The 23413-nt window shown below is 75.5% G+C and carries 19 protein-coding genes; 3 read left to right on the top strand and 16 right to left on the bottom strand.

All coding sequences use genetic code 11. The annotated features are described in order from the left end of the window. Positions 1-23 precede the first annotated feature (23 nt). The 8 genes from ACFYT9_RS07720 to ACFYT9_RS07685 all read right to left on the bottom strand — a co-directional run bounded on the left by ACFYT9_RS07720 (position 24) and on the right by ACFYT9_RS07685 (position 9315). Positions 24-845: a VOC family protein gene (locus ACFYT9_RS07720; protein ID WP_387271948.1), complete on the bottom strand. Its 822-nt coding sequence runs from the start codon at positions 843-845 to the stop codon at positions 24-26. Between the two features lie 109 nt (positions 846-954). After that, positions 955-3693 carry a fumarate reductase/succinate dehydrogenase flavoprotein subunit gene (locus tag ACFYT9_RS07715; protein ID WP_389161622.1) on the bottom strand — a complete coding sequence of 913 codons (2739 nt, stop codon included), beginning with the start codon at positions 3691-3693 and terminating at the stop codon, positions 955-957. Positions 3694-3761: 68 nt separating this feature from the next. After that, positions 3762-4544, bottom strand: a complete 783-nt coding sequence (locus tag ACFYT9_RS07710) for an ABC transporter ATP-binding protein (protein ID WP_389161620.1) — start codon at positions 4542-4544, stop codon at positions 3762-3764. After that, positions 4541-5467 carry an ABC transporter permease gene (locus ACFYT9_RS07705; RefSeq protein ID WP_389161619.1) on the bottom strand — a complete coding sequence of 309 codons (927 nt, stop codon included), beginning with the start codon at positions 5465-5467 and terminating at the stop codon, positions 4541-4543. Before ACFYT9_RS07705 ends, ACFYT9_RS07710 begins: the two co-directional genes overlap by 4 nt. After that, complete coding sequence (locus tag ACFYT9_RS07700) at positions 5464-6822, bottom strand: ABC transporter substrate-binding protein (RefSeq protein ID WP_389161617.1); 1359 nt, start codon at positions 6820-6822, stop codon at positions 5464-5466. The genes ACFYT9_RS07705 and ACFYT9_RS07700 overlap by 4 nt, the downstream gene beginning before the upstream one ends. 16 nt (positions 6823-6838) lie before the next feature. Beyond that, positions 6839-7066 carry a ferredoxin family protein gene (locus tag ACFYT9_RS07695; RefSeq protein WP_030497738.1) on the bottom strand — a complete coding sequence of 76 codons (228 nt, stop codon included), beginning with the start codon at positions 7064-7066 and terminating at the stop codon, positions 6839-6841. Positions 7067-7103: 37 nt separating this feature from the next. Next, positions 7104-7871, bottom strand: a complete 768-nt coding sequence (locus ACFYT9_RS07690) for a GntR family transcriptional regulator (RefSeq protein WP_389161615.1) — start codon at positions 7869-7871, stop codon at positions 7104-7106. 544 nt (positions 7872-8415) lie between these two features. Then, complete coding sequence (locus ACFYT9_RS07685) at positions 8416-9315, bottom strand: MerR family transcriptional regulator (RefSeq protein ID WP_389161613.1); 900 nt, start codon at positions 9313-9315, stop codon at positions 8416-8418. A gap of 131 nt (positions 9316-9446) precedes the next feature. On the opposite strand from ACFYT9_RS07685, the gene ACFYT9_RS07680 reads away from it, so the two are divergent. Next, the gene (locus tag ACFYT9_RS07680) at positions 9447-10922 is read left to right on the top strand and encodes a dienelactone hydrolase family protein (RefSeq protein WP_389161612.1); all 1476 of its coding nucleotides are present in this window, start codon (positions 9447-9449) and stop codon (positions 10920-10922) included. A 50-nt stretch (positions 10923-10972) separates the two neighbouring features. Here the strand turns inward: ACFYT9_RS07680 and ACFYT9_RS07675 are convergent, their stop codons facing one another. From ACFYT9_RS07675 to ACFYT9_RS07650, 6 genes are all read right to left on the bottom strand, one after another. Next, positions 10973-11776, bottom strand: coding sequence for an ABC transporter ATP-binding protein (locus ACFYT9_RS07675; RefSeq protein ID WP_389161610.1), 804 nt, complete (start codon positions 11774-11776; stop codon positions 10973-10975). After that, positions 11773-12756: an ABC transporter ATP-binding protein gene (locus ACFYT9_RS07670; protein ID WP_389161608.1), complete on the bottom strand. Its 984-nt coding sequence runs from the start codon at positions 12754-12756 to the stop codon at positions 11773-11775. Before ACFYT9_RS07670 ends, ACFYT9_RS07675 begins: the two co-directional genes overlap by 4 nt. Before the next feature lie 4 nt (positions 12757-12760). Continuing rightward, complete coding sequence (locus tag ACFYT9_RS07665) at positions 12761-13630, bottom strand: ABC transporter permease (protein WP_376597827.1); 870 nt, start codon at positions 13628-13630, stop codon at positions 12761-12763. Beyond that, on the bottom strand, positions 13627-14580 hold the full coding sequence (locus ACFYT9_RS07660) for an ABC transporter permease (RefSeq protein ID WP_389161606.1): 954 nt from the start codon (positions 14578-14580) through the stop codon (positions 13627-13629). Before ACFYT9_RS07660 ends, ACFYT9_RS07665 begins: the two co-directional genes overlap by 4 nt. A gap of 16 nt (positions 14581-14596) precedes the next feature. Beyond that, complete coding sequence (locus tag ACFYT9_RS07655) at positions 14597-16213, bottom strand: ABC transporter substrate-binding protein (protein WP_389161604.1); 1617 nt, start codon at positions 16211-16213, stop codon at positions 14597-14599. A gap of 210 nt (positions 16214-16423) precedes the next feature. Beyond that, on the bottom strand, positions 16424-18058 hold the full coding sequence (locus ACFYT9_RS07650; protein ID WP_376597821.1) for an amidohydrolase: 1635 nt from the start codon (positions 18056-18058) through the stop codon (positions 16424-16426). 287 nt (positions 18059-18345) lie between these two features. On the opposite strand from ACFYT9_RS07650, the gene ACFYT9_RS07645 reads away from it, so the two are divergent. Then, positions 18346-19083, top strand: a complete 738-nt coding sequence (locus ACFYT9_RS07645) for a TetR/AcrR family transcriptional regulator (protein WP_389161603.1) — start codon at positions 18346-18348, stop codon at positions 19081-19083. Positions 19084-19090: 7 nt separating this feature from the next. Here the strand turns inward: ACFYT9_RS07645 and ACFYT9_RS07640 are convergent, their stop codons facing one another. Next, positions 19091-20692, bottom strand: a complete 1602-nt coding sequence (locus ACFYT9_RS07640; RefSeq protein WP_389161602.1) for an IclR family transcriptional regulator C-terminal domain-containing protein — start codon at positions 20690-20692, stop codon at positions 19091-19093. Positions 20693-20992: 300 nt separating this feature from the next. On the opposite strand from ACFYT9_RS07640, the gene ACFYT9_RS07635 reads away from it, so the two are divergent. After that, complete coding sequence (locus tag ACFYT9_RS07635; protein WP_389161601.1) at positions 20993-21640, top strand: HAD family hydrolase; 648 nt, start codon at positions 20993-20995, stop codon at positions 21638-21640. Positions 21641-21669: 29 nt separating this feature from the next. Here the strand turns inward: ACFYT9_RS07635 and ACFYT9_RS07630 are convergent, their stop codons facing one another. Continuing rightward, a complete protein-coding gene (locus ACFYT9_RS07630; protein ID WP_389161599.1) occupies positions 21670-23250 on the bottom strand; it encodes a carbohydrate-binding protein in 1581 nt (526 codons plus the stop codon). Positions 23251-23413: the final 163 nt, after the last annotated feature.

Here is a 23413-nt window from a genome sequence, read left to right as displayed (position 1 = left end):
GCGGCGGCCCGTACCCGTACTCCTCAGCGCTCCCCGTCCGCCTCCAGCGTGAACAGCGCCCCGTCCGGATCCCGCACCACCACCCGGCGCCCGTTCCCGGCCGCGCCGGGCTCCCGTGCCCCGCCCCACTCGCCGCCCGGCACCACGATGCCGCCGTGCTCCGTCACCGACGCCACCGAGGCCGTCAGATCCGGCACCCGGAACCGCACCAGCCAGCGGGGCCGCAGCTGCGGCCGGGGCGAGGCGGCCTCCACCGGACCGCTGTCGAGCCGCGCCACCGGCACCCCGCCCCGGCGCAGCACCACCCGGTCCTCCTCGTACGAGGTCTCGCAGTGGCCCGGCACGTCCTCCGCCCAGCCCAGCACCCCGCCGTAGAACACGGCCGCGTCGAAGGCGTTCCGGGTGTGCAGCTCCACCCACGCCGGCGCACCCCGCTCGCCCACGTGCCAGCGCGACACCAGCCGGCCCTCCCACACCGCGAACGCGGCCCCGTCCCGGTCCGTGGCCAGCGCCACCCGCCCCTGCGGCGGGTACGCCACCGGGCCCACGCCCACCGTGCCGCCCCGCTCCCGGATCCGGGCCACCGCCGCGTCGGCGTCCTCCACCGCGAAGAACACCGTCCACGCCACCGGCACCGCCAGCTCCGCCGCCAGCGCGGCGATGCCCGCGACCGGCACCCCGTCCCGCTCGCCCACCGCGTACGACGCCCCGGCCTCCAGCTTGCCCGGACGGAACGTCCAGCCGAGCACCGCGCCGTAGAACCGCTCCGCCGCGCCCAGATCCCGCGTCGCCAGACTCAGCCAGCACGGCGCGCCCAGCGCCTGCGCCGTCGTCGACTCCGTCACCGGACCACCTCCTTGACCGCGCGCCCGCCGGCCGGACGCCACCCCGCGCGCCTTCCCCGGCCGGTGGCCCGGCACACCCCCGTTCACCCGCCCGGCGGCGGGATCCCTCTCAGGACGCCGGCGCGAGCCCCCGCGCCGCGTACGCCCGCACGTCCGCGTCCGGGTCCGCCGCCGCGGTCGCCAGCGCGGCCCGCGCCTCCGGCGCCGGGACATGTCCGAGCAGCGCGAGCACGGCCGCCTTCCGCACGTCCGCGTTGCGGTCCGCGAGCCCCTTCGCCAGCGCGGGGACCGCCCGCTCCGCACCCGCGGCCCGCAGCGCCGCCGCCGCGCCCGCCCGCACCTGCCACGCCGGATCGTCCAGCGCGGCCACCGCCCGTCCGGCCAGCGGCGGAGGGCAGCCGGCCGCCGCCAGCGCCCCGAAGGCCGCGCCCCGCACCAGCGGATCGGCGTCGTCCAGGAGCGGGACCAGGGGGCCGGACTCCGGTACGGACACGGCCGCGAGCCCCCGGGCCACCGCCACCCGCACCTCCCGGGCCGGGTCCGCCGCGGCACCGGCCAGCGCGGCGACCGCGTCCACCGACACCAGCGCCCGCACCGCCTGGAGCCGTACCTCCGTCGCCGCGTCCGCCAGCGCCGCCGCGTACACCTCGACCCCGCCCAGACGCCGGGCCCGCAGCACCTCGATCGCCACCGCCCGCACCGCGGGGTCGGGTGTCCCCAGGGCCTCGCGCAGGCCGTCGCCCCACCCGGCGTCGGCTTCCAGGACCTCCGCCAGCTCGCGGAGGGCGCCCACGGCCGCCGCCCGCACCGCGGGGTCCTCGTCCCGCAGCCGGGCCGCCAGCGCGGGACCCGTCCCGGCGGGCACGGTCTCCGCCAGGGCCGCGACGGCCGCGACCCGTACCTCGGGATCACCGTCCGTCAGATAGGGCAGCAGCGCGTCGAGTTCGGGGGAGCCGTCGAGCAGGGCGAGCAGCCGCAGCAGGCGGGGGTTCGGGCCGGCCGCGCCCTGAGGGACCGCCGCGGCCGCGGACTCCCCGGCCACCGGGGCCGTGGGCGGCGCCTCGCGCGGACCCGCCGTCGCGACCGGCACCAGCGCCACCTCGCCCAGCGGACGCTCCGGGCCCCGCGGCGGCGCGAACTCCGGCACCGGCACCACGTACGGCTCCACCGGACGCGCCGTGAACTCCATCGCCCCGGAGGCCGACTTGCGCAGATCCAGGTGATACAGCCACTCCGCGTCGTTCTGCTCCGGATGGTCGAGCCGCTCGTGGTAGAGCCCCCAGCGCGACTCCGTCCGGGCGAGCGAGGCACGGGCCGCCATCTCCGCGCAGTCCCGGATGAACGACACCTCCGCGCAGCGCATCAGCTCGTGCGGCGTCCGCCCGCCCATCCCCGCGATCTCCGCCGACATCCGGTCGAACGCCTCGACGGCGAGCGAGAGCCTCGCCCCCGACTTCGGCGGTGCCACGTAGTCGTTCACGAACCGGCGGAGCTTGTACTCGACCTGCGGCTGCGGCGGCCCGTCCGGGTTCCGCAGCGGCCGGTAGACCAGCTCGTGCGCCGCCTCCAGCTGCGCCCGGTCGAGCTCGCCCGCGTACGCTCGGTACCGGGCCGCGTCCTCGCCCGCGAGGTCGCCGTAGACGAACGCGCCGATCATGTAGTTGTGCGGCACGCACGCCAGGTCGCCGGCGGCGTAGAGGCGCGGCACGGTGGTGCGGGCGTGCGCGTCCACGCGCACCCCGGAGGCCGAGTGCCCGCCGCACAGCCCGATCTCGGAGATGTGCATCTCGATGTCGTGGGTGCGGTAGTCATGGCCCCGGCCCGCGTGGAAGGTGCCGCGGGTGGGGCGCTCGGTGGAGTGCAGGATCGACTCCACCGCGTCGATCGTCTCCTCCGGGAGATGGCTCAGTTTCAGGTAGACCGGCGCCCGGTCAGAGGCGAGTTCGGCCGCGAACTCCGCCATCATGTGCCCCGACCAGTAGTCCGACTCGACGAACCGCTCGCCGTGCCGGTTCACCTGGTAGCCGCCGAAGGTGTTGGCCACGTAGGCGCAGGCGGGACCGTTGTAGTCCTTGATCAGCGGGTTGATCTGGAAGCACTCGATGCCGGTGAGGGCGGCGCCCGCGTGGTACGCCATCGCGTAGCCGTCGCCCGCGTTGGTGGGGTTCTCGTAGGTGCCGTACAGATACCCGGAGGCGGGGAGCCCGAGCCGGCCGCAGGCGCCGGTCGCCAGGATCACCGCTCCCGCCCGTACGATCACGAACTCCCCGGTGCGGGTGTGGAGTCCGGCGATCCCGACCGCCCGCCCGTCCTCCGGGTGGGTCAGCACCCGCACCGGCATCACGCGGTTCTCGATCCGGATCCGCTCCCGCATCTCCCGTCGCCGCAGCTGCCGGTACAGGACCTTCTTCACGTCCTTGCCCTCGGGCATCGGCAGCACGTACGAGCCCGAGCGGTGCACCTGCCGGACGGCGTACTCGCCGTGCTCGTCCTTCTCGAACTTCACTCCGTACGACTCCAGGCGCCGCACCATGTCGTAGCCGCGCACGGCGGTCTGGCGGACCGTCGACTGGTCGACGAGTCCGTCGTTGGCGCGGGTGATCTCGGCGACGTAGTCGTCCGGGTCCGCCCGGCCGGGGATCACCGCGTTGTTCACCCCGTCCATCCCCATGGCGAGGGCGCCGGAGTGCCGGACGTGTGCCTTCTCCAGGAGCAGGACGTCGGCGCCGTGCCCGGCGGCGGTCAGCGCCGCCATCGTGCCGGCGGTGCCGCCGCCGACGACGAGCACGTCGCAGGAGTACTCGCGCGCGCCGGCGAGAGCGGGGACGGAGGTCAGAGGGGAGGACACGACGGGCCTTTCCGGCAGGGGAGTCGGGTACGAGGAGGATGTCCGGGAGGTCGGGGAGGTCGGGGAGGTCAGAGGGAGTCGAGGACGCGGCGGCGCAGCTCGCGCGTGGCGGGGGCGTCCCGGGCGGCGCGGTCGCGGGGGTGCGGCACGCGGAGCACCTCGCCCGACGGCAGCAGGGCGATCCGGTCGCCCAGGTGGACGGCCTCGTCCACATCGTGTGTCACGAAGACGACGGTCGCGCCGGTGCCGCGCAGGATGCCGGCCAGCAGGTCCTGCATCCCGGTCCTGGTGTGCGCGTCCAGCGCGCCGAAGGGCTCGTCCATCAGGACCGCGCGCGGCCGGCCGGCCAGCGCCCTGGCCAGCTGCACCCGCTGCCGCTGCCCGCCGGACAGCTGGTGCGGCCACTTCGCCTCGTGACCGGCGAGACCCACCCGCTCCAGCCACTCCCCGGCGGCCCGCCGGCGCCCGGCGCGGTCCACGCCCCTGATCGCCAGCGGCAGTTCGACGTTGGCCCGCACCGAGCGCCACGGCAGCAGCGCGTCGTGCTGGAAGACGAGCGCCCGGTCGGCGCACGGCCGGCGGACCCGCTCGCCGTCCTGCGCGACCCGGCCCGCCAGTGGCGGCAGCAGTCCGGCGAGCGTCCGCAGCAGCGTCGTCTTGCCGCAGCCCGACGGGCCGACGACGGTCAGCACCTCGCCGGCCGCGACCCGCAGGCTCACCTCGCCGCCCAGGGCGGTCCCGTCGGGGTGCCCGAGCCGCACCCCGTCGAGGGCGAGCTCGGCACCCGCGAGCGCAAGGGAGGCCGGATCGGCGGGGGTGGCGGGTGCGGTGGGTGTGGTGGTGGTGCTCATGGGACGGGCTCCTTCTCGGGTACGGGGGCGTCCTCGGGCACGGTCCGCACGGCGGCGGGCGCGGGAGCGGCGGTGCCGGACGGCGCGCCGGACCCGGCGGGCCCACCGGTGCGGGGCGCCGTGCCACGGGCCGCCGTGCCCAGGGACGCCGGGCGCGGCAGCCAGGCGGTGACACGGCGTCCCGCCAGTTCGACGGCGGTGGAGGTCAGCAGGCCCAGGGCGCCGATCGTGACCATGCCGACGAAGACGCCCGGATAGTCGACGACCGTGTAGTCCTGCCAGGTGCGGTAACCGACCCCGTACTCGCCGGAGATCATCTCGGCGGAGATCACACAGATCCACGCCACACCGATGCCGACGGAGAGCCCGCCGAACACCCCGGGCAGGGCGCCCGGCAGCACCACCGACCACAGCACCCGGGCCCGGCCGCCGCCCATCGTCTGCACTGCCTCCTCCCACACCGGGCTCAGCGCCCGCACCGCGTGCCGGGTCGAGACCAGCACCGGGAAGAACGCGGCCGCGCAGGTGATGAAGACGATCCCCTGCTCGTTCGTCGGCAGCAGCAGGATCGCCACCGGCACCAGGGCGATCGCCGGGATCGGGCGCACCACCTCCACCAGCGGGCCCAGCAGGTCGGCCGCCCACCGCGAGCGGGCGATCGCCGTGCCGGCGGCCACCCCGAGGACCGCCGCCAGCAGGAAGCCCGTCACGATCCGGCGCAGACTGTGCCCGAGGTCCTGCCAGTAGGCCGCCGTGCCCACCCGGTCGGCCAGCGCCGAGGCGACCTCGCCGACCGTCGGGAACTGCTCGAACCGCAGCCACAGGTTCACGTCGTACGCGGTGAGCAGCTGCCACACGCCCAGCGCGGCGACCAGCGACCCCGCCCGGACCAGGCGGCGCCCCGCCGCCGTCGCCGCGCTCACGAGCCCGCCGCCCGGACCGCGTCCGCGTACGCCACGACCCGCGAGCCTGCGTGGGCGGCCACCCACCGTTCGGCCGCCACCCGGGTCACGAACGCCCGCCACGCACCGCCGCCCTCGACCCACACCGCCCGGTCCGCGAACCACGGGGTCCCGGTCACGGCGTCCGGCACGTAGGCCGCCCGGACCGTCCCCGACCCGGCCGCCGCGACCGCCTTCAGCAGCTCCCCGGCCGAACCGAACGCGCGGGTCGAGGACTGCCCGCGCAGCCACAGCTCCGCCTTCGCCGCGCCCGCCCTCGGATAGCCGGCGGCGGTGACCGCCCGCTTCAGGGGCGCCGGGTCGACGAAGGCGTCCACGTCGACGTCCTTCACCAGACCGGCCTCCCGCAGCACCGGCACGTCCTCCCGCAGCGCGGCCAGCAGCTCCGGCCGCAGCTCCGGGTCGAAGGTCGCGATACCCTGGGCGCCGTTGTAGAGGTACACCACCTCGGCCGGCAGCCCCGTCTCCTTCGCCACGGACTCGGCGGACGCCACCGGGGCCGACCGCAGCCGGTCCGTGGCCCGCCGCTGCGCCCGCAGGAACGCGTCGAGGGCCCCGGCCCGCTCGCGCGCGAACTCCTCGCGCACGGTGACCCCGTGGAAGGTCGGCAGGTCCAGCTCCGCCCCGTCGTACAAGGCCTGCGCCTTGCCCTGGAAGGCGAGCAGGCCGGGCCAGGCGACGAACTGCGACAGGGCGTCCACGCTGCCGCCCGTGAGTGCCGAAGCTCCCACGCTGGGCTGCTGGTTGAGCTTGGAGATGTCCTTCGCCGGGTCGAGACCGGCCCGGCGCAGTGCCCGTACGAGGGTGCCGTCGGCGGCGGAGCCGACGCTCGTCGACACCCGCTTTCCCTTCAGGTCCGTGAGCGACCGCAGCCCCGAACCCGGCGCCGTCACCACGGTGTTCAGACCGCCGCGCAGGTTGTACCCGGTCACCGAGACGAGCCGGGTGGGCTCCTTCAGCTGCCGGCCCCGGGCCGCGTTGAGCAGCAGCGGGAAGTCGCCCATCGACCCGATGTCGATCTTCCCCGCGGTCATCTGCGCGGTGATCGGCGCCCCCGTCGCGTAGTCCTGCCACTGGACCCGGTAGCGGACGCCGTCCTTGCGGCCCTGCGCCGCCAGCTCCTCCTCGAAGTAGCCGAGCGAGCGCAGCAGCGTGCCGGCCGTCACCGTGTTGATGGTCTTCGACTGGTAGCCGACCGTCACCGTGACCGTCCCGCCCGGCCCCCCGTCCGCGCCCGCCGGACCGCCGCAGGCGGTGGCGAGCGGGAGGAGCAGCGCCAGCGGCAGCAGCGGGCGTACGAGTCTTGTCGTCTTCATGGGAGTTCGGTGCCTTTCACCGGAGCAGGTAGGGCATGTTGACGGTCACCGCGCCGGTGGGGCAGCGGGCGGCGCACGGGCCGCAGTACCAGCACTCGTCCACGTGCATGTACGCCTTGCCGTCCTCCTCGCGGATCGCGAGCGAGTCCAGCGGACACATGTCGACGCAGAGGGTGCAGCCGTCGATGCAACGGGACTCGTCGATCGTCACGGGCACGTCGGCGCGCTGGGGCACGAGGGGCATGGCGTTCTCCGGGAGGGAAGGGGGGGAGAGGGGGCTGTCAGAGGGAGCGGCGCAGGACGCCGCTCATGGTGATCCGGTCGCCGCGGAAGCGGATGAACTCCAGGTCCACGGGCCGTCCGGAGGGCAGATGGGTGAGCCGTTCCAGCATCAGCAGGGCGGCGCCGCGCGGGGCCTGGAGGACCGCCGCCGCGTGCGCGTCGGCGTTCACCGCCTCCAGGGTGATGTCCGCGTGGCCGAGCTGCCCGCCGGTCAGCTGCTCCAGGAGCTGGAACACGTCCGTGTTCTCCAGGTCGCAGCCGAGGAGTTCACCGCCGACGTCCATCGGCAGGTACGACAGGTCGAGCGAGAGCGGCAGCCCGTTCAGCCGGCGCAGCCGCTCGACGCAGAGCACGTCCGCGTCGTCCGGCAGGCCGAGCCGGTGCGCCACCGGTCCGGGCGCCCTCACCGGTCCGAGGTTCCGCACCTCGTTGGTGACCCTGCCGTGCTCGTGCAGGGTCTCGGCGAGCCCCTGGAGCCGGTCCAGGCCGTGTGGGTACTTCTCGCCGACGACCACCGTCCCCACCCCCGGCTGCCGCTCCACCAGACCCTCGCCGCGCAGCAGGTCGAGGGCCTGCCGGACGGTGTTCCGGCTGGTGTGGTGGTCGGCCGCGAGGACGTCCTCCAACGGCAGCACCCCCCGGGGGAAGGCGCCGGTCAGGATCTGGTGCCGCAGCAGGTCGGCGAGCTGCCGCGCCCGGTCCGCGCGCAGCCGGCGACGGCGGGCGGCGGCGACCGGGAGGGCGGTGGGGGTGCGTTCGGCGGGCATGGCAGGGAACGTAACCGGGGTACGGCCCCGGTGGTGTTGCCGCAGTATTGCGCCACCGGAGACCGGAGCCGTACGGCGCTGACCTGTGGGGATGTCGGCGAGGCACGGAGATCCGCCACCACCCCGCCCACCAGGCGGACGCCCCCCGTCCACCATCCGAACACCGGCGGCGGAGGACACCGGGAGGATGAGGCGGGCTGCCCGAGGCGCGGCGGCGGGGGCCTGCGGGGTTCCGGGAGTCGGCCGGGCGGGGGCCCGAGGACGGGCCGTTCCGGGTTGTGGCGGCCGACCGGGCCAGGGCTTGAGGACAGACCGTTCAGGGTCGTGGGAGTCGGCCGGCGGGGGGCCGGAGACGGACGGCCTCGGGCCGTGGGAGTCGGTCGGCGGGGGGCGAAGACGGACGGCTTCGGGTCCTGGGAGTCGGCCGCGTCCGGGCTCGCCGGGGACGGTACCGCCCTATGCCGGGCGCTCCTGGGCCGGGCCCGCCGACGTACGGCGCCGCCCCTCGCCGGCTCTGGAACGCCCGGCGGCCGGGCCGCGGCGGTCAGCCGGCCAGGGCCTCCGTCAGGTGGTGGTGCAGCAGGCCGAGGGCCGGCCGGTCCGCCGGGAGCAGCGGCACGACCAGCTTCCAGTACCGTGCCATCACCCCCGTCTCCTCCCGGGCGAGGAGGGTCACCAGGCGTCGTCGGAAGGCGGGCGAGTCCCGCTCGCCGAGCGCCACGGCGTACGCGTCGGCGAAGCAGTCCAGGGCGCCCCGGCCGGCGGGCGGCCGTCCGGCCAGCGCCTCCGCGCCCGCCAGGTCGTACGCCTCGCCGAGCCCCTCGTACAGCACCGCCGGCCGGTAGCGCTCGCCCCGCAGCGGCGGGCCCGGCGCCCGCCCCGGGCCGGGAGCCGACACCAGGGCGCCCAGCCGGGCGAAGGCCCGTACCTGACCCGGCGACGGATCGTCCGGGGGCACCGGCACCACCTCGTCCAGGACCCGCGCCACCAGGGGCGCCGGCAGCCGCACCGGCAGCGAGCGGCGCCAGAAGCGGACCACCGCGTCCATGTCCGGCGGCAGCGCCGCCGCGCCCAGCAGAGGCAGCAGCTCGGCCCGTTCCGCCCCGTCGCACTCCGCCAGCAGCCGCAGCGACGCCTCCCGCCACGCCAGCGCCGCCCGCTCCCGCGCCACGCCCCGCAGCTCCCCGGCCACCACCTCCGCCAGCCGGCCGTCGTCCTCCAGCGCCCGGGCCGCCTCGGCCACGCCGAGACCCAGCGCCCGCAGCGACCGGATCTCCCGCAGCCGGACGAGCGCGCCGGGACCGTACCGCCGGTGCCCGCCGCCACTGCGCCCGGCCTCGGGCAGCAGCCCCCGGTCCGAGTAGTACCGCACGGTCTTCACCGTCACCCCGGCACGCCCGGCCAGCTCGCCGATGCTCCACGTCCCGCCGTCCGCCGCCGTCACCCCGTACCTCCCTGCGCCGACCCTAACCGCCGGGGCCGGGGGTGGAATCTCCCCCGGGGGGAGTTCCTAACCTGCCGGCAGCCGCCGTGGGAGCGGCGCGAACAGTGCGGCACGAGCACGAGGAGGCGGGGATGACGGCGTTCGTTCTGGTGGGAGAGGCGTTCACCGGAGGATGGCTGTGGGACGGGGTCGCCGAGCGGCTGCGGAAGGCCGGCGCGCAGGTGTACCCGGTGACACCGGACGGCGATCCTGGCGCCGGACTCGGCACGCACGCCGAGGAGTTGGTCGCGCTCCTCGACCGGATCGACGGCACGGAGACCGTCCTCGTCGGGCACGGTTACGGCATCCACCCGGTGCTCGCCGCCGCCGGCCGGCGCCCCGAGCGGGTGGCTCGGGTCGTCCACGTCGCCGCCGGGCTCCCCTCCGACGGCGACCCGGCCCTGCTGCTCGTCCGCGACGAGACCGTCCGGGAACGGCTCGGCCGCGACAGCACACCCCTCCCGCCGCCTCGGGGCGGGGAATGGGCGAAGTGGGGCAGCCTCGACGGCCTCTCCGCGGACGACCTCGCCCGGCTGGACCGGCTGGCCGTACCGCAGCCCGCGCGCACCCTCACCGAACCGCTGCGGCTCGGCGACGACCCGGACCGGGTCCCGTCGAGCGCCGTGATGTGCACGGCGGACGGACCGGGCATCGACGTCGTCGAGATGCTGGTCCGCACGGGCCCTCCGCGCTTCCGGAAACTGGCCGGACCCGGTTACTCCTTCCTCGAACTCCCCGCCGGACACTGGCCGATGCTCTCCCACCCGGCCGAACTCGCCGACACTCTCCTGCGTGCGGCGGCCGGGAAGGGGCGGCGGATCACCCTCGGGGAGGAGCGACCCTCCTACGATGAGCGGGAGTTCCTGCTGGAGACGACCGCGTACCCGTACGAACGCGACGGCCGTCTCGACGTGTACCCGCCGGACGGCGAGGGGCGCCGCCCCGCCGTCCTCCTCGTCCACGGCGGGCCCGTCGACGCCGATCGCGCCCCGACCCCGCGCGACACCCCCTTCTACCGGGGCTACGCCCGCTACCTGGCCGGTCTCGGCGCCGTCGGCGCCACCGTCGACCACCGGCTGTACGCCCTGACCGACTACGCCCGCGCCGCCGGTGACGTCGCCCAGGCGCTGGAGGCGCTCCGCGCCCACCCCCGGGTCGACCCGGACCGGATCGCGCTCTGGATCTTCTCCGGCGGCGGCCTCCTGGCCGCCGACTGGCTGGCGGCGCCCCCGCCGTGGCTGCGCTGCCTGGCCCTCTCGTACCCCGTCCTCGGTACGCCGCCCGGCTGGGAGACCGTCGGGAGGCGCTACCGGCCGGCGGAGGCGGTCGCGGGCGCCGGAGCGCTGCCGGTGGTCCTCGTCCGGGCGGGCCGTGAGCATCCGGCGTTCGCGGCGACGGTGGAGGACTTCCTCGCCGCCGCGGGGAAACACGGGGCGGACGTCGAGATCGTCGACGTGCCGGACGGGCGGCACGGCTTCGAGACGCTGGACCGCACGGACGCCTCCCGCGAGGCCGTCGTCCGTGCGGTGCGGGCCGTTCTGCACCGGGTGGGCGGCGAAGGGCGATGAGGTGACGCGCGGGTGACCCGGCGCCGCCACCGCCCCCGGCTCCGCCCGCCTCAGGTCCCGCGCCTTGTCCCCATGGGGTCCCAGCCCCGGCGGGGCACCGAGTCCAGCAGCAGCCGGGTGTACGGGTGCTCGGGGGAGCCGAGGACGCGGTCCACCGGGCCGGACTCCACGACCCGGCCCGACTTGAGGACGAGGACGGCGTCGGCGACGTGCCGCACCACCGCCAGGTCGTGGGTGACGAAGAGGTAGCCGACGCCGGCCTCGCGGCGGATCTCCCGGAGCAGCTCCAGGATCTGCGCCTGGATCGACACGTCCAGCGCGGCCACCGCCTCGTCGAGGACCAGCACCCGGGGCTCGACCGCCAGCGCGCGGGCGATCGCGACGCGCTGGCGCTGACCGCCGGAGAGCCCGCGCGGCAGCGCCGCCGCCTCGCGGGCGCCGAGCCCGACGCGGTCGAGGAGCTGCGCCACCCGGGCGGCACGGGCGGCCGGGTCCAGCGCGGTGTGCAGGCGCAGCACCTCGTCCAGGCAGCCGCGCACCGGGATCCGCGGGTCGAGCGACAGATAGGGGTCCTGGAAGACCATCTGCATCTCGCGTGCCCGCGCGAGCCGTTCCGCGCGGCCCCGGGGACGGGCCGAGCGGTCCCGGCCGTCGAGCCGGACCGTACCGCCGTCCGCGTGCTCCAGGCCCACCAGCATCCGGACCGTGGTCGTCTTGCCGCTGCCAGACTCCCCGACGATCGCCAGCGAACCGCCCGCCGGCAGGGTGAACGACACCCCGTCGACCGCCGGACGGTCGCCGTACCGCTTCCGCAGCCCCTCCACCACGAGGCCCTTCTCCACGACGGTCGTCACAGCGCGATCCCTTCCTCGGCGCGGAGGCACGCGGCGAAGCCCTCGCCGTGCCGTGCCAGTTCGGGTTTCTCCGCCGAGCACCGGGCCACCGCGTGCGCGCAGCGGGCGGCGAAGGCGCAGCCGGCGGGTGCCTCGGCGAGGGACACCGGGCGGCCCGGGATCGGGCGGGGTGCGGGCGCACCGGCCTCGATGCGCGGGGTGCAGGCGAGCAGCCCCGCGGTGTACGGGTGCCGGGGGCGGTCGAACAGTTCGCCGGTGGACCGGGTCTCCACGATCCGGCCGGCGTACATCACGTAGACCCGGTCGCAGATCGCGGCGGCCAGCTCCAGGTCGTGGGTCACGAAGAGCATGCCGGTGCCGCGCTCGGCCCGCAGCCGGGCCAGGATCGAGAGGACCTCGGCCTGGGTGGTGACGTCGAGGGCGGTGGTCGGTTCGTCGGCGACCAGCAGCGCCGGTTCGGCGGCGAGCGCGGCGGCGATGACGACCCGCTGGAGCATGCCGCCGGAGAACTGGTGCGGGTGGCGGCGCAGCGCCCCGCGGGGGTCGCGGATGCCGACCGCGTCGAGGAGCTCTTCGGCGCGGGCCGCGGCCTCGGCGGCGGGGGTGCCGGCCGCCCGCAGTCCCTCGGTGAGGAAGTCGCCGACGCGGCGCAGGGGGTTGACCGAGGCGCGCGGGTCCTGGAAGACCATGGCGACCTCGCGGGCCCGCAGCGCGGCGAGCCGCGCCCGGTCCATGGTGAGGACGTCCGCGCCGTTCACCCGCACTCGGCCGGTGGTGCGGGCGCCCCGGGGGAGCAGGCCGAGGACGCTGCGGCAGGCGACGGACTTGCCGGAGCCGGACTCGCCGACCAGGCCGACGGTCTCCCCGGGCCGTACGGTCAGGCTGACGCCGTCCAGGATCGGCCGGGCGGCCCGCCCCTCGGGGAGCCGTAGCTCCAGGTCGTCGATCTCCAGGACGGGACGAGATGTCGAGCGGTCCATGGGGTCACTTCTCCCGTCGCGCGATGCGGTCGGCGAGGCCCTCGCCGACGATGCCGAAGGCCACCACCGCGAGCACGACGCACACGGACGGCGCGAGGGCCGGCAGCATCGCGCCCTGGAGGACCGCGCCCTGACCCTCGTTGATCATGGCGCCCCAGTCGGCGGTCGGCGGCTGGACGCCGAAGCCGAGGAAGGAGAGCGCCGCCAGGTCCATCAGGGCGTAGCCGAAGTTCATCGCGGACTGCGCGAGGACCGTCGGCGCGATGTTGGGCAGCAGGTGCCGGACGCAGACCGTCCAGCCGGACCAGCCCTGCACCACGTACGCCTCGATGTACGGCCGTGCCTTCTCCTGCCGGGCGATGCCGCGCACCAGCCGTCCCACGTACGGGGTGTACGCGACGGACATCGCGATCACCGGGGCCGTCATGCCCGGGCCGGTGACGGCGACCAGGAGGATCGCCAGCATCAGGCCCGGGACGGAGAGGACCAGGTCCATCGCGCGGGAGAGGAGCGTGTCGGCCCAGCCGCCGCGCCAGGCCGCCACCACGCCCAGCAGGGTGCCGAGCAGGGTGGAGACGCCGACGACCAGGAGCGGGCCGAGGAGGCCGGTGCGGGCGCCGTGCAGCAGCCGGGACAGGATGTCGCGGCCGGACTGGTCGGTGCCGAGGAGGTGGTCTCCGGTGGTGCCGACCAGGCTCGCGCCCAGGTCGAGCGCCTCGGGGTCGTACGGGGCGAGCAGCGGGGCGGACACGGCGACGAGGACGAGCACGGCGAGGACCGCGACCGAGGCCGTGAAGAGCGGACCCTGCCCGAGGAGGCGCAGCCCGCGCAGGCCGGGCCTGCGGTACGGCACCGTGGTGAGGGTGGTGGTCATGAGGAGCCTTCCCCGGGGGAGAGACGGGGGTCGATGAGCGGGGCCAGGAGGTCGACCGCGAGGTTGACGAGGACGAACGCCGCCACGCTGAGCAGGGTCACCGCCTGGACGACCGCGAAGTCCTGGGAGGTGACCGACTGCACGAGCAGCGAGCCGAGCCCGGGCACGTCGAAGGCGGTCTCCACGATGGCGGTGCTGATGAGCAGGCCCGCGAGCATGGTGCCGCCGACGGTGACGACCGGGCCCAGGGCGTTCCGCAGCACGTGCCGACGGATCACGGTCCGGCCGGCGACGCCCCGGGCGCGCGCCACCTCGACGTGCTCGCGGCCGAGCTCGTCGAGCATCGCGGAGCGGGTGACCCGGGCCAGCAGGCCCGCGAAGGTGAGGGCGAGCGCGAGGGCCGGCAGGGTCAGCTGGTGGAGCCGGGGGCCGAGGCCCTCGGCGGCGCCGCCGCCGGGTCCCGGGAACCAGCCGAGCCGCACGGAGAAGACCGAGACGAGCGCGATCGCGGTGACGAAGGACGGGGTGGCGGTGGCCACGCCGGTGCCGATGAGCACGGTCTTGTCGAGGAGGCCGGGGCGGAGCGCGGCGAGGACGCCGGCGCCCACGCCGAGGGCGGCGACCAGCACGGCCGCGTAGCCGACGAGCAGCGCGGTGCCGGGGAGCCGGGAGCCGAGGAGCGCGGTGACGTCCTGGTGGTACTGGGCGGAACGCCCGAGGTCGCCGCCGAGGACGTCCCCGAGCCACCGCCCGTACTGCACCACGAGCGGGTCGTCCAGGTGGTGCTCGGCCCGCAGCGCCGCCACGGCCTCGGGGGTCGCGGGGCGGCCGTGCAGCAGGAAGGTGACCGGGTCGCCGGGGGCGAGGTGGACGGTGCCGAAGACGACGACCGAGGTCACGAAGAGCACCGCCACAAGGCCGAGGAGGCGGCCGGTGAGGAGGCGGGTCATGACTGCGCGGCCCCGATCATCGCGGCCCACGGGTAGTACAGCTGGGCGATTCCGGTCGGCGCTCCGGTGATCCGCCTGCCGAGGAAGACCGAGTGGGGGCCTCGTAGACCGGGATGACCGGCAGCTGGGCGAGGGCGATCTCCTGGACCTTCGCCGTGAGTTCGGTGCGTCTGCCGGGGTCGTACTCGGTGTTGGCGCGGTCGAAGGCGAGGTCGAACTCGGCGTCGGACCAGTTGCCGTAGTTGCCGAAGTCCCCGGTGCGCAGGTACTGGTAGAACTCCAGCGGGTCCGGCGTGTTGTCGTAGCCGCTGGTGATGACGAGGTCGATGCCGTCGCGGGCGGCCGGGTCGACGAAGAGGTTGCCGTACGCGTCCGGGGACACCGGTCGGAGCTTGACGTCCAGGCCGATCTGACGGCCGGCCGCCTGCACGGCGTTGGCGACCACGCTGATCTCCGGGGCCAGGGTGCTGGTCGCGAGGGTGACCTTCCGGCCGGTGGCGCCGGCCTCCTCGACCAGCTTCTTCGCGCCGGCCACGTCGTGGACGGGCTCGGGCAGCGTGTCGAAGAGCGCGGCGGTCCGCTCCGGGACGAGGGACCAGGCGCCGCGGGCGGCGGGGGCCTTGGCCGGGACGCCGACACCGCCCGCGGCGGCCTTCACGATGTTCTTCCGGTCGAGCGCCATCGACAGGGCCCTGCGCACCCGGAGGTCGCGGAGGGTGCCCTTGAAGTCCGTGACGGCGAGGTTGTACGCGCCGGTGTTGGGGCCGAAGTAGAGCCCGCCCCTGCCGCTGGAGCGCAGCTGGGCGAAGGAGGAGGAGGGCACCATGTAGCCGCCGTCGGCGGTGCCGGAGAGGAGGGCGTTGGCGCGGGCGGCGGCGTCCTCGACGAAGGTGAACCGCACGGCCTCGGACTTCGGCGTGAGCTTCTCGTCCCAGTGGTCGGGGTGCTTCTTCAGGGTGATGCTGTCGCCCTGGACCCACTTGTCCAGGGCGTAGGGGCCGGTGCAGTTCAGCTTGCCCGCGGGAGTGCCGTAGTCCTTGCCCTCCTCGGCGAGCGAGGCGGCGCCGACGACGGTGCCGGGGGAGGCGGCGAGCAGTTCGTGGAAGAGGGCGTCGGCCCTGCCGAGCCTGATGGTCACCTCCAGCGGACCGCTCTTCTCGATCGACTCGACGGTCCTGAAGGCGGAGCCCCACGGAGAGCCGGTGGCCGGGTCCATGTGCCGCTTCAGCGACGCGACGACGTCGTCGGCGGTCATCACCGTGCCGTCGTGGAACTTCACGCCGGGCCGGAGGGTGTAGACGAGGGTCCGGGGGTCGGGCCGCTCCCACCGCACCGCGAGACCCGGCTCGATCCGTAGGTCCGGGGTGACCCGCAGCAACTGCTCGCAGACGTTCGCGAGGACGGTGTTCGGCGGGTAGTCGTAGGCGAGGGCGTAGTCGAGGGTGTACGGCTCCGCGTAGAGCGACCAGGTGAAGGAGTCGAGCGGGCCCTTGGCGGCCGGCGAGGTCGGGGAGACCTGGAAGTCGGCTCCGCCGGCGGCGCCCTGCGGCGGCCGGGTGGCGCCGGAGCAGGCGGTGAGGGAGGCCGCGAGGGCGGCGGTACAGGCGAAGGCGAGGAGTCTGGGCGTGCGCATGCGGACCCACCCCTTTACGGGTGTCGTGACGGGCGCTGGGGATGGTGCGAGTGGTGGGGCGGGAGCGAGTCGGCGCTCGTCCCGGTCGGGCCGGACGTCCGGGCGTCCGCCGCGGGGCCGTGACGGCGGCCGTACGCGAGGGCGCCCGGGGGCGGAGGAAGGGAGCGGACCGGTCGGCCGGTCTGCCGCCGGAGCCGTACGTACGGCCGGTCAGGCCTCGTACACCGGCCTGCCGCCGACGTACGTGCGCTCCACCCGGGCCCCGGCGATCTCGTCGGCCGGAGCGGCCAGGACGTCCCGGTCGAGGACGACCAGGTCGGCCAGGTGGCCGGCGGCCAGGCTGCCCGCGTCGTCGTGCCCGTTCACGTGCGCCGTGCCGGCGGTGTACGCGGTGAGCGCGGAGATCAGGTCGATCCGCTCCTCCGGGTAGAAGACCTTCCCGTCGGGGGACTCCGGCCCGCGCCGGTTCACGGCGACGTGGATGCCCTCCAGCGGGTTCGGGCTGGAGACCGGCCAGTCGCTGCCCGCCGCCAGGGTCGCCCCCGCACGCAGCAGCGAGCCGAAGGGGTACTGCCAGGCCGCCCGCTCCTCGCCGAGGAAGGGGATCGTGAGCTCGTCCATCTGCGGTTCGTGCGCGGCCCACAGCGGCTGGATGTTGGCGATCGCGCCGAGCGCCGCGAACCGGGGCAGGTCGGCGGGGTGCACGACCTGGAGGTGGGCGAGGTGGTGACGGTTGCCGCGGCGGCCGTTGGCCGCGACCGACGCCTCGACCGCGTCCAGTGCCTCCCGGACCGCCCGGTCGCCGAGGGCGTGGAAGTGCACCTGGAAGTCGAGGGCGTCCAGCTCGGTCACGTGACCGCGCAGAGCCTCCGGGTCGACGAAGCTGAGCCCGGTGTTGCCCGTCGCGCAGCCGCAGCCGTCGAGGTAGGGAGAGGTCATCGCGGCCGTGAAGTTCTCCGCGATGCCGTCCTGCATGATCTTGACCGAGGTCGCCCTGAACCGGCCCGAGGTCAGCCGCTTCCGGCGCTCCACCAGTTCGGGGATCTGCTCGGCTCCCCGCTCGCGGTCCCACCACAGCGCGCCGGTCACCCGGGCGGTGAGCGAACCGTCCCCGGCCGCCGTCCGATACGCGTCCGACGGGTCGGCCATGCCGTTGAACGCGCCGAGCAGCGCGTCCTGCCAGCCGGTGACGCCCAGCGAGTGCAGCAGCCGCTGCGCCCGCAGCAGTCCGGCGAGCCGGTCCTCCGCGGTGCTCGGCGGCACGAGCCGGGAGACCAGACCGGTCGCGCCCTCCTGGAGCATGCCGCTCGGGGTGCCGTCGGCCTCCCGCTCGATCCGGCCGTCGGCCGGATCGGGGGTGCCGGCGGTGATTCCGGCCAGCTCCAGGGCCCGGGTGTTGGCCCAGGCGCCGTGGTGGTCGCGGTTCGACAGCAGCACGGGGCGGTCCGGGACGACCGAGTCGAGGAGCTGCCGGGTCGGCAGGCCGCCCTCGAAGCTCTCCATCGACCAGCCGCCGCCGGTGATCCACTCCCGCTCCGGGTGCGCCTTCGCGTACGCGTGGATCCGCGCGAGGTACTCGGCCACGTCGACGCTCTCGGTGAGGTCGCACTCGGCGAGCTCGCAGCCGCCGCCCACCGCGTGGATGTGGGAGTCCTGGAAGCCGGGCAGCAGCAGCTTGCCGGCCAGGTCGACCACCTCGGTGCCGGGCCCGATCAGCTCGCGCACCTCGTCGTGGCCCACGGCCGTGATCCGCTCGCCGGTCACGGCGAGCGAGGTGGCCCGGCTCCGCGCCGGATCCAGGGTGAGGACGGGGCCTCCGGTGAAGACCAGATCGGCCTGGGGCATACCAGCTCCCTTGCGTGCGGCCGCGCCGTGACGGGCGCGGGGTGGACGGCGGCCGACCGGGGGCGCGGGGAGCGCCGTGCGGCGGGCGTCGTACGGGGTCGGACGGTCCCGTCCGGTCTCGGACGGGCGCACGGGGTCGTACGGGTCGTACAGGGTCGTGCGGACGCACGAGCTCGTACCGGCCGTGGCGCGTCCGGCTCTCGCGGGGCGTCGCCGTACCGGTGACGGGCGTCATGGAAGCCCGTCGGCCGTTTACACGTCAATGGTGTTGTCGTAAGGTGCCGGCCATGTCCGCTCGCGTCGTACCCGAAGGAAGCCGGCAGCGCCGCCGGCCCACCAAGCAGGGCGCCGTCCTCTCCGAACGGCTCATCATCGACACCGCGTTGCGCCTGGTGGCCCGGCACGGCGCCGAAGCCCTCTCCGTCCGCAGGCTGGGCGCCGCCCTCGGCGCCGACCCCAGCGCCCTCTACCGCTACTTCCGCAACACCGACGCCCTGCTCATCGCGATCGCCGACGAGGTCATCGGCCGGGCGCAGGAGGGCTGGGAGGCGAGCGGCGACTGGCGGACCGATCTGCGTGCGATGGGGCGGCGGATCCACGGCTGCTACGTCGCCCAGCCCCAGGCCGCGCTGCTGGCGGCGCACCGGACGACGGGCGGGCCGAACGAGACGCGCGCGGTCGAGAAGATCCTCGGCATCCTGCGCGACGGCGGCTTCCCGGACGCCCTGGCGGTCCGCGCCTACCACGCCTTCGTCGACCAGGCCCTGGCCTTCGCCGCCCAGGACGCGGCGGCCGCCGCGCTGCCGGAGGCCGCGGGCGCGGCGGACACCGAGGTCTGGAGCGAGGTCTACGGCCGGCTCACGCCCGAGACGCACCCGCACATCGCGGCGACGTACCCCCTCCTCGCCGCCGACATGACCCGGAGCGGCTACCCCTTCGCCCTGGAACTCCTGCTGACGGCGCTGGAGACGCTCCACCCGGACGCCGCGGCCTCCGCGGAACGAGGGCGGGAGAAGCGTCTTTGACGGTATGTCAGCCGGTGGCCACCGGAGCGTGGCGTCCCACCGACGCCAGATCGGCCGAGATCCGGCCCGCCGTGTCCCGCAGCTGCGGCAGGAGCGTCGCCAGGCTCTCCTCCGGGGACGAACGGCCCGCGGCGAGCGCCACGTTGAGCGCCGCGACCACCCGGCCGGCGCCGTCGCGGACCGGCACCGCGATCGACCGCAGGCCCTCCTCCAGCTCCTCCTCCACCCACCCGAAACCCCGCCCGGCGGTCGTCGCGACCACCTCGCGCAGCTCCGCGACCCCGGTCAGGGTCCGGGGCGTCAGGGCCTCCGGGACGATCCTCCCGAGCCGGGCGTCCCGCTCGGCCTCCGGCAGCGCCCCCAGCAGCACCCGGCCCATGGAGGTGGCGTAGGCGGGCAGGCGGGTGCCCACCACGATGTCGATGTGCAGGAGCCGGCTGCCCGCGACCCGCGCCACGTACCGGATGTCGTCGCCGTCGAGCACCGCCACCGACGCCGACTCCCGGACGGTCCTGACGAGCCGGACCAGGTGCGGGGTGGCGATCTCGGGGAGCGTGAGGGCGGAGAGCCGGGCGTGGCCGAGTTCGAGGACGCGGGGGAGGAGGACGAAACCCGCGGGCTCCTCGCGCACGTGTCCCAGGTGGCGCAGGGTGAGCAGGGAGCGGCGGGCGGTCGCCCTGGGCAGCCCGGAGAGCCGGGCCAGCTCGGTGAGCCGGGCCGGGCCGCGTACGGCTCCGAAGGCGCGCAGCACGTCGAGGCCCCGGGCGAGCGACTGGAGGAAGCCGGAGCCCAGCTCCGCCTTGAGGGCGGGGCCGTCGACGCCGGTGAGGGGACCGGCGGGGGCCGGGCGTCCGGTGGCGGAGGCGAGCGCCTCCTCCATCGCGGCGGCGGTCCGGGTCAGCGCCGGCAGGGCCAGTGCCTCCAGGGCCGCGGCGTCGTGCCGGCTGGTGTGGCCGGCGACGCCGACCGCGCAGACCACCGCGCCCCCCGGGTCCCGTACCGGCCGGGCGACCGAGACCAGGCCCGGCTCGATCAGCTGGTCGTCGACGGCCACCCCGCGCTCGCGGGCCCGCCGCACCCGGTCCGCGAAGCCGAAGTCGTCCGGACGCGTCCCCGTGCCCCGCTCCCGCCACGCGGCGAAGCGCTCCGCGTCCCACTCGGCGGCGAACAGGGCGCCGGGCGCGCAGCGTTCGGCCGGCAGCAGGTCACCGGGGCGGAAGGAGATCGCCATGGCGCGGCGCCGGGCCGCCTGGGTGAGGAAGCGGACGCCGTCGCCGTCGGGGACGGCGAGCGACACCGGCGCGTCGAGGAGGTCGGCGAGCGCGGCGGCGTGCGGGCCGAGCAGCTCGGGCAGCCCGCAGTGGTCGAGATAGGCGTTGCCGATCACGGCGGCGCCGGGGGCGAGCAGCAGGTCGCGTCCCTCGGCGCGCAGCACGCCGAGGACACTGAGCGTGGTGGCGATCCGGTCGACCGTGGACCGGGCGAGCCCGGTCTCCCGGGCGATCTCCCCGAGCCCCCGGCGCCCGTCGGGACCGGCGGCCACGGACCGCAGCACGGCGAGCCCCCGGTCGAGCGGGCCGACCACCTCGTCGGGCTTCGCCGCAGCCATGTCCCCCTCCTCCTCCGAGCCGGGAGAACGGTACCGGGCGCCCGGGGATCAGGCGGGGAAGGGGGGACGGTCCGGGCCGCACGGGTCCGGCGGTGCGGGCCGCACGGGTCCCGGCGGTCCGGGCCGCACGGGTCCCGGCGGTGCGGGTCGCACGGTCCGGCCCCGACCTCCGGGACCCGCGGGGCCGAACGGCGTACGTGCAGGTCAGGACCGGTCCCGGCGGTCTTGCCTCGCCATCGCGCCTCGGCAGCCGGCCACCCCACCGCGTACGCTGGCTCCCGGACCCCGGAGGAGACGGTGATGGACGGACGGCTGCTGCACGTCTTCGACATGGACGGCACGCTGCTGCGGGACAGCTCGGCCGGTCTGGAGATCGCGGCCCGGCTCGGCTGCCTGGACGAACTCCGCCTCCTGGAGGCCGAGTTCGCCGCCGGCGTCATCGACACCCGTGGCTTCGCCGCCGCGCTGTACGGACTGTGGGGCGAGCTGACCCCGGAGCTCGTCACCGAGGCGTTCGACGGAGCGCCGTGGATCGGCGGGCTCGCCGAGGTCCTGGCGGACATCCGGAGCCGGGGCGACCTGGCCCTTGTCGTCACCCTGTCGCCGGACTTCTTCGCCGGCCGGCTCCGCGGCCTCGGCGTCGACGACGTGGTCGCCTCGGGCTTCCCGCCGCCGCCCTTCCGGACCGCGCCCGACCCGGCCGGGATCCTCGTCCCCGAGGACAAGGTGACCGCCGTCGACCGGTTCCGTACCGCCGCCGGCCTCGACCGGGACTCCTGCGTGGCCTACGGCGACTCCGGCTCCGACGTGCCGCTCTTCTCCGCCCTCCGGCACACCGTCGCCGTCAACGCGAGCCCCGGGCTGCGCGCCCTCGCCCGCGCCGCCTACGACGGGGACGACCTGGGGGCCGCGTACGCCCTGGGCAGGGAACTGCGCGCCCGCGCCTGAACGGCCGGGCACGGACGCGCGGTTCGCGGTCACCAGGTGACGGGCCTGCCCCCGAAGGTGACGGCGAGCGAGCCGTTCGAGGCGAAGGACCAGCCGAGCGCGCCGCCGTAGTTCGCGCAGCGCGAGCCGTTCGCGCCGGTCCAGAACTGGTTGGTGGCGTCCGCGTCACCCACCAGCTTGTCGTTGGTGCCGCCGCTCGTGCTCCGGCAGGAGGTGTTGCCGCGGAAGACGGAGGTGCCGGCCTCGAAGGTGTAGTTGCGCTGCGCGTTGTCGACCGAGACGTTCTCGGAGACCTTCAGCGAGCCCGGGTTGCTGTTGTAGGTGAAGCCGTGCTTGCCGTTGCGGTACGCGATGCTGCGCCGCACCACGTGGTCGACGGCGATGGACTCCCCGCCGAGCTTGTAGCCGTTGCGGTCGCCGTTGGCGTTCACGGTGCCGTCGGAGAGGGTGCCGTTGGTGTACGCCAGCGAGTACTCGACCGTCACCGGGTCGATCGGGCCGGTGTCCGGCTTGGTGTAGAGGTCCCAGCCGTCGTCGATGTTGTGGTGGGCGACCGCGTACCGGAACACGTTCCCCGGCCCGGTGGTCAGCTTGGCGGCGAAGCCGTCGGCGTTCTCGCCCGCCGTGTCGGCGTTGTCGTGCGACTCGACGCTCACCATGAGGTTGCGGGCCGGCCACCGGTCGCGCGGAGTCGAGGAGGCGATCCGCCCCAGCTGGAGGCCGGTGTCCCGGTTGAAGCGGGTGACCGTGCGCTCGATCACGTTGTCGCTGCCGCCGACGTAGATGCCGTTGTCCCCGGCGCGCTGGACGATCAGGCCCTTCACGTGCCAGAAGTCGCCGTTCAGGGCGAGTCCCCGGTTGGACGAGGACTCGGCCATCGCGGAGAAGTCGAGGACCGGCGTCTCGCCGGGGTAGGCGGCGATGGTCTTGCGGGCGGCCGAGGTGCCGTTGTTGCCGGGGGCGACGGTCACCGTCTGCGCGTGCGCGTACGTGCCGCCGCGCAGGTAGATCGTGCCGCCCGCGCCGACCCGGGTGATCGCGGAGGCCCGCGTCGTCGGATCGGCCAGGGTGCCGGAGGCGCCCGCGGTGCCGGTCGGCGAGACGTGGAGCGCGGTGCCGGAGGGGGGCGGGGTGTCCGCGGTGGTGAGCTCGACGTGGTCGACGTTGGGCAGCCCGGCGGCGGTCGTCGGGCTCAGCCGGACGGTGTTGTTCCCGGCCGCGACCGGCACCGTGAAGGTCTTCGACGTCCACCCGGTCCAGGCGCCGGTGGACTCGAAGGACGCCCCGGCCGCCACGGTCGTGCCGTTGACGACGACGTCGGCGGGACGGGCGGTGGTCGCGCCGTTGGCGAACCGCACGGTGAGCGTCGCGGACCCTGCGGCGGACGCCGCCACGGTGAACTGGGCGGCCGCGCCGACGGCGTTAGTGCCGTTGCAGAAGCCGCTGCCGGAGAAACCGGTCCAGTCGGAGTCGATCGTGCCGGTGCAGACGGCGGGCGAGGACTCGGCCTCGTACCGGGCCGTCGCGGCCTGTGCTCCGCCGGCGGCGGACAGCGCGACGAGGGTGCCGGCGACGAGGCCCACGCTCACGGCGAGGGAAGGGGTGCGCATCGGTGTCTCCTGGTGGGGGAGGCGGCTCGGACACAGTGGGGAAAGCGCTTTCTCGGTGTGCTCGCGCCGACGCTAGGGCGCGTGCCGAAGACGCGTCAATATGCGGGTATGTGATTGCTGTTCGCAGATCTGAACGCCGGAGAGGTGGCTGGGACGCTGCGAC

The sequence above is a fragment of the Streptomyces sp. NPDC004435 genome, assembly GCF_042873895.1.
Lineage (GTDB): Bacteria > Actinomycetota > Actinomycetes > Streptomycetales > Streptomycetaceae > Streptomyces.
Note: the sequence above shows the minus strand (reverse complement) of the source record. Positions and strands in the feature narration are given on the sequence as shown.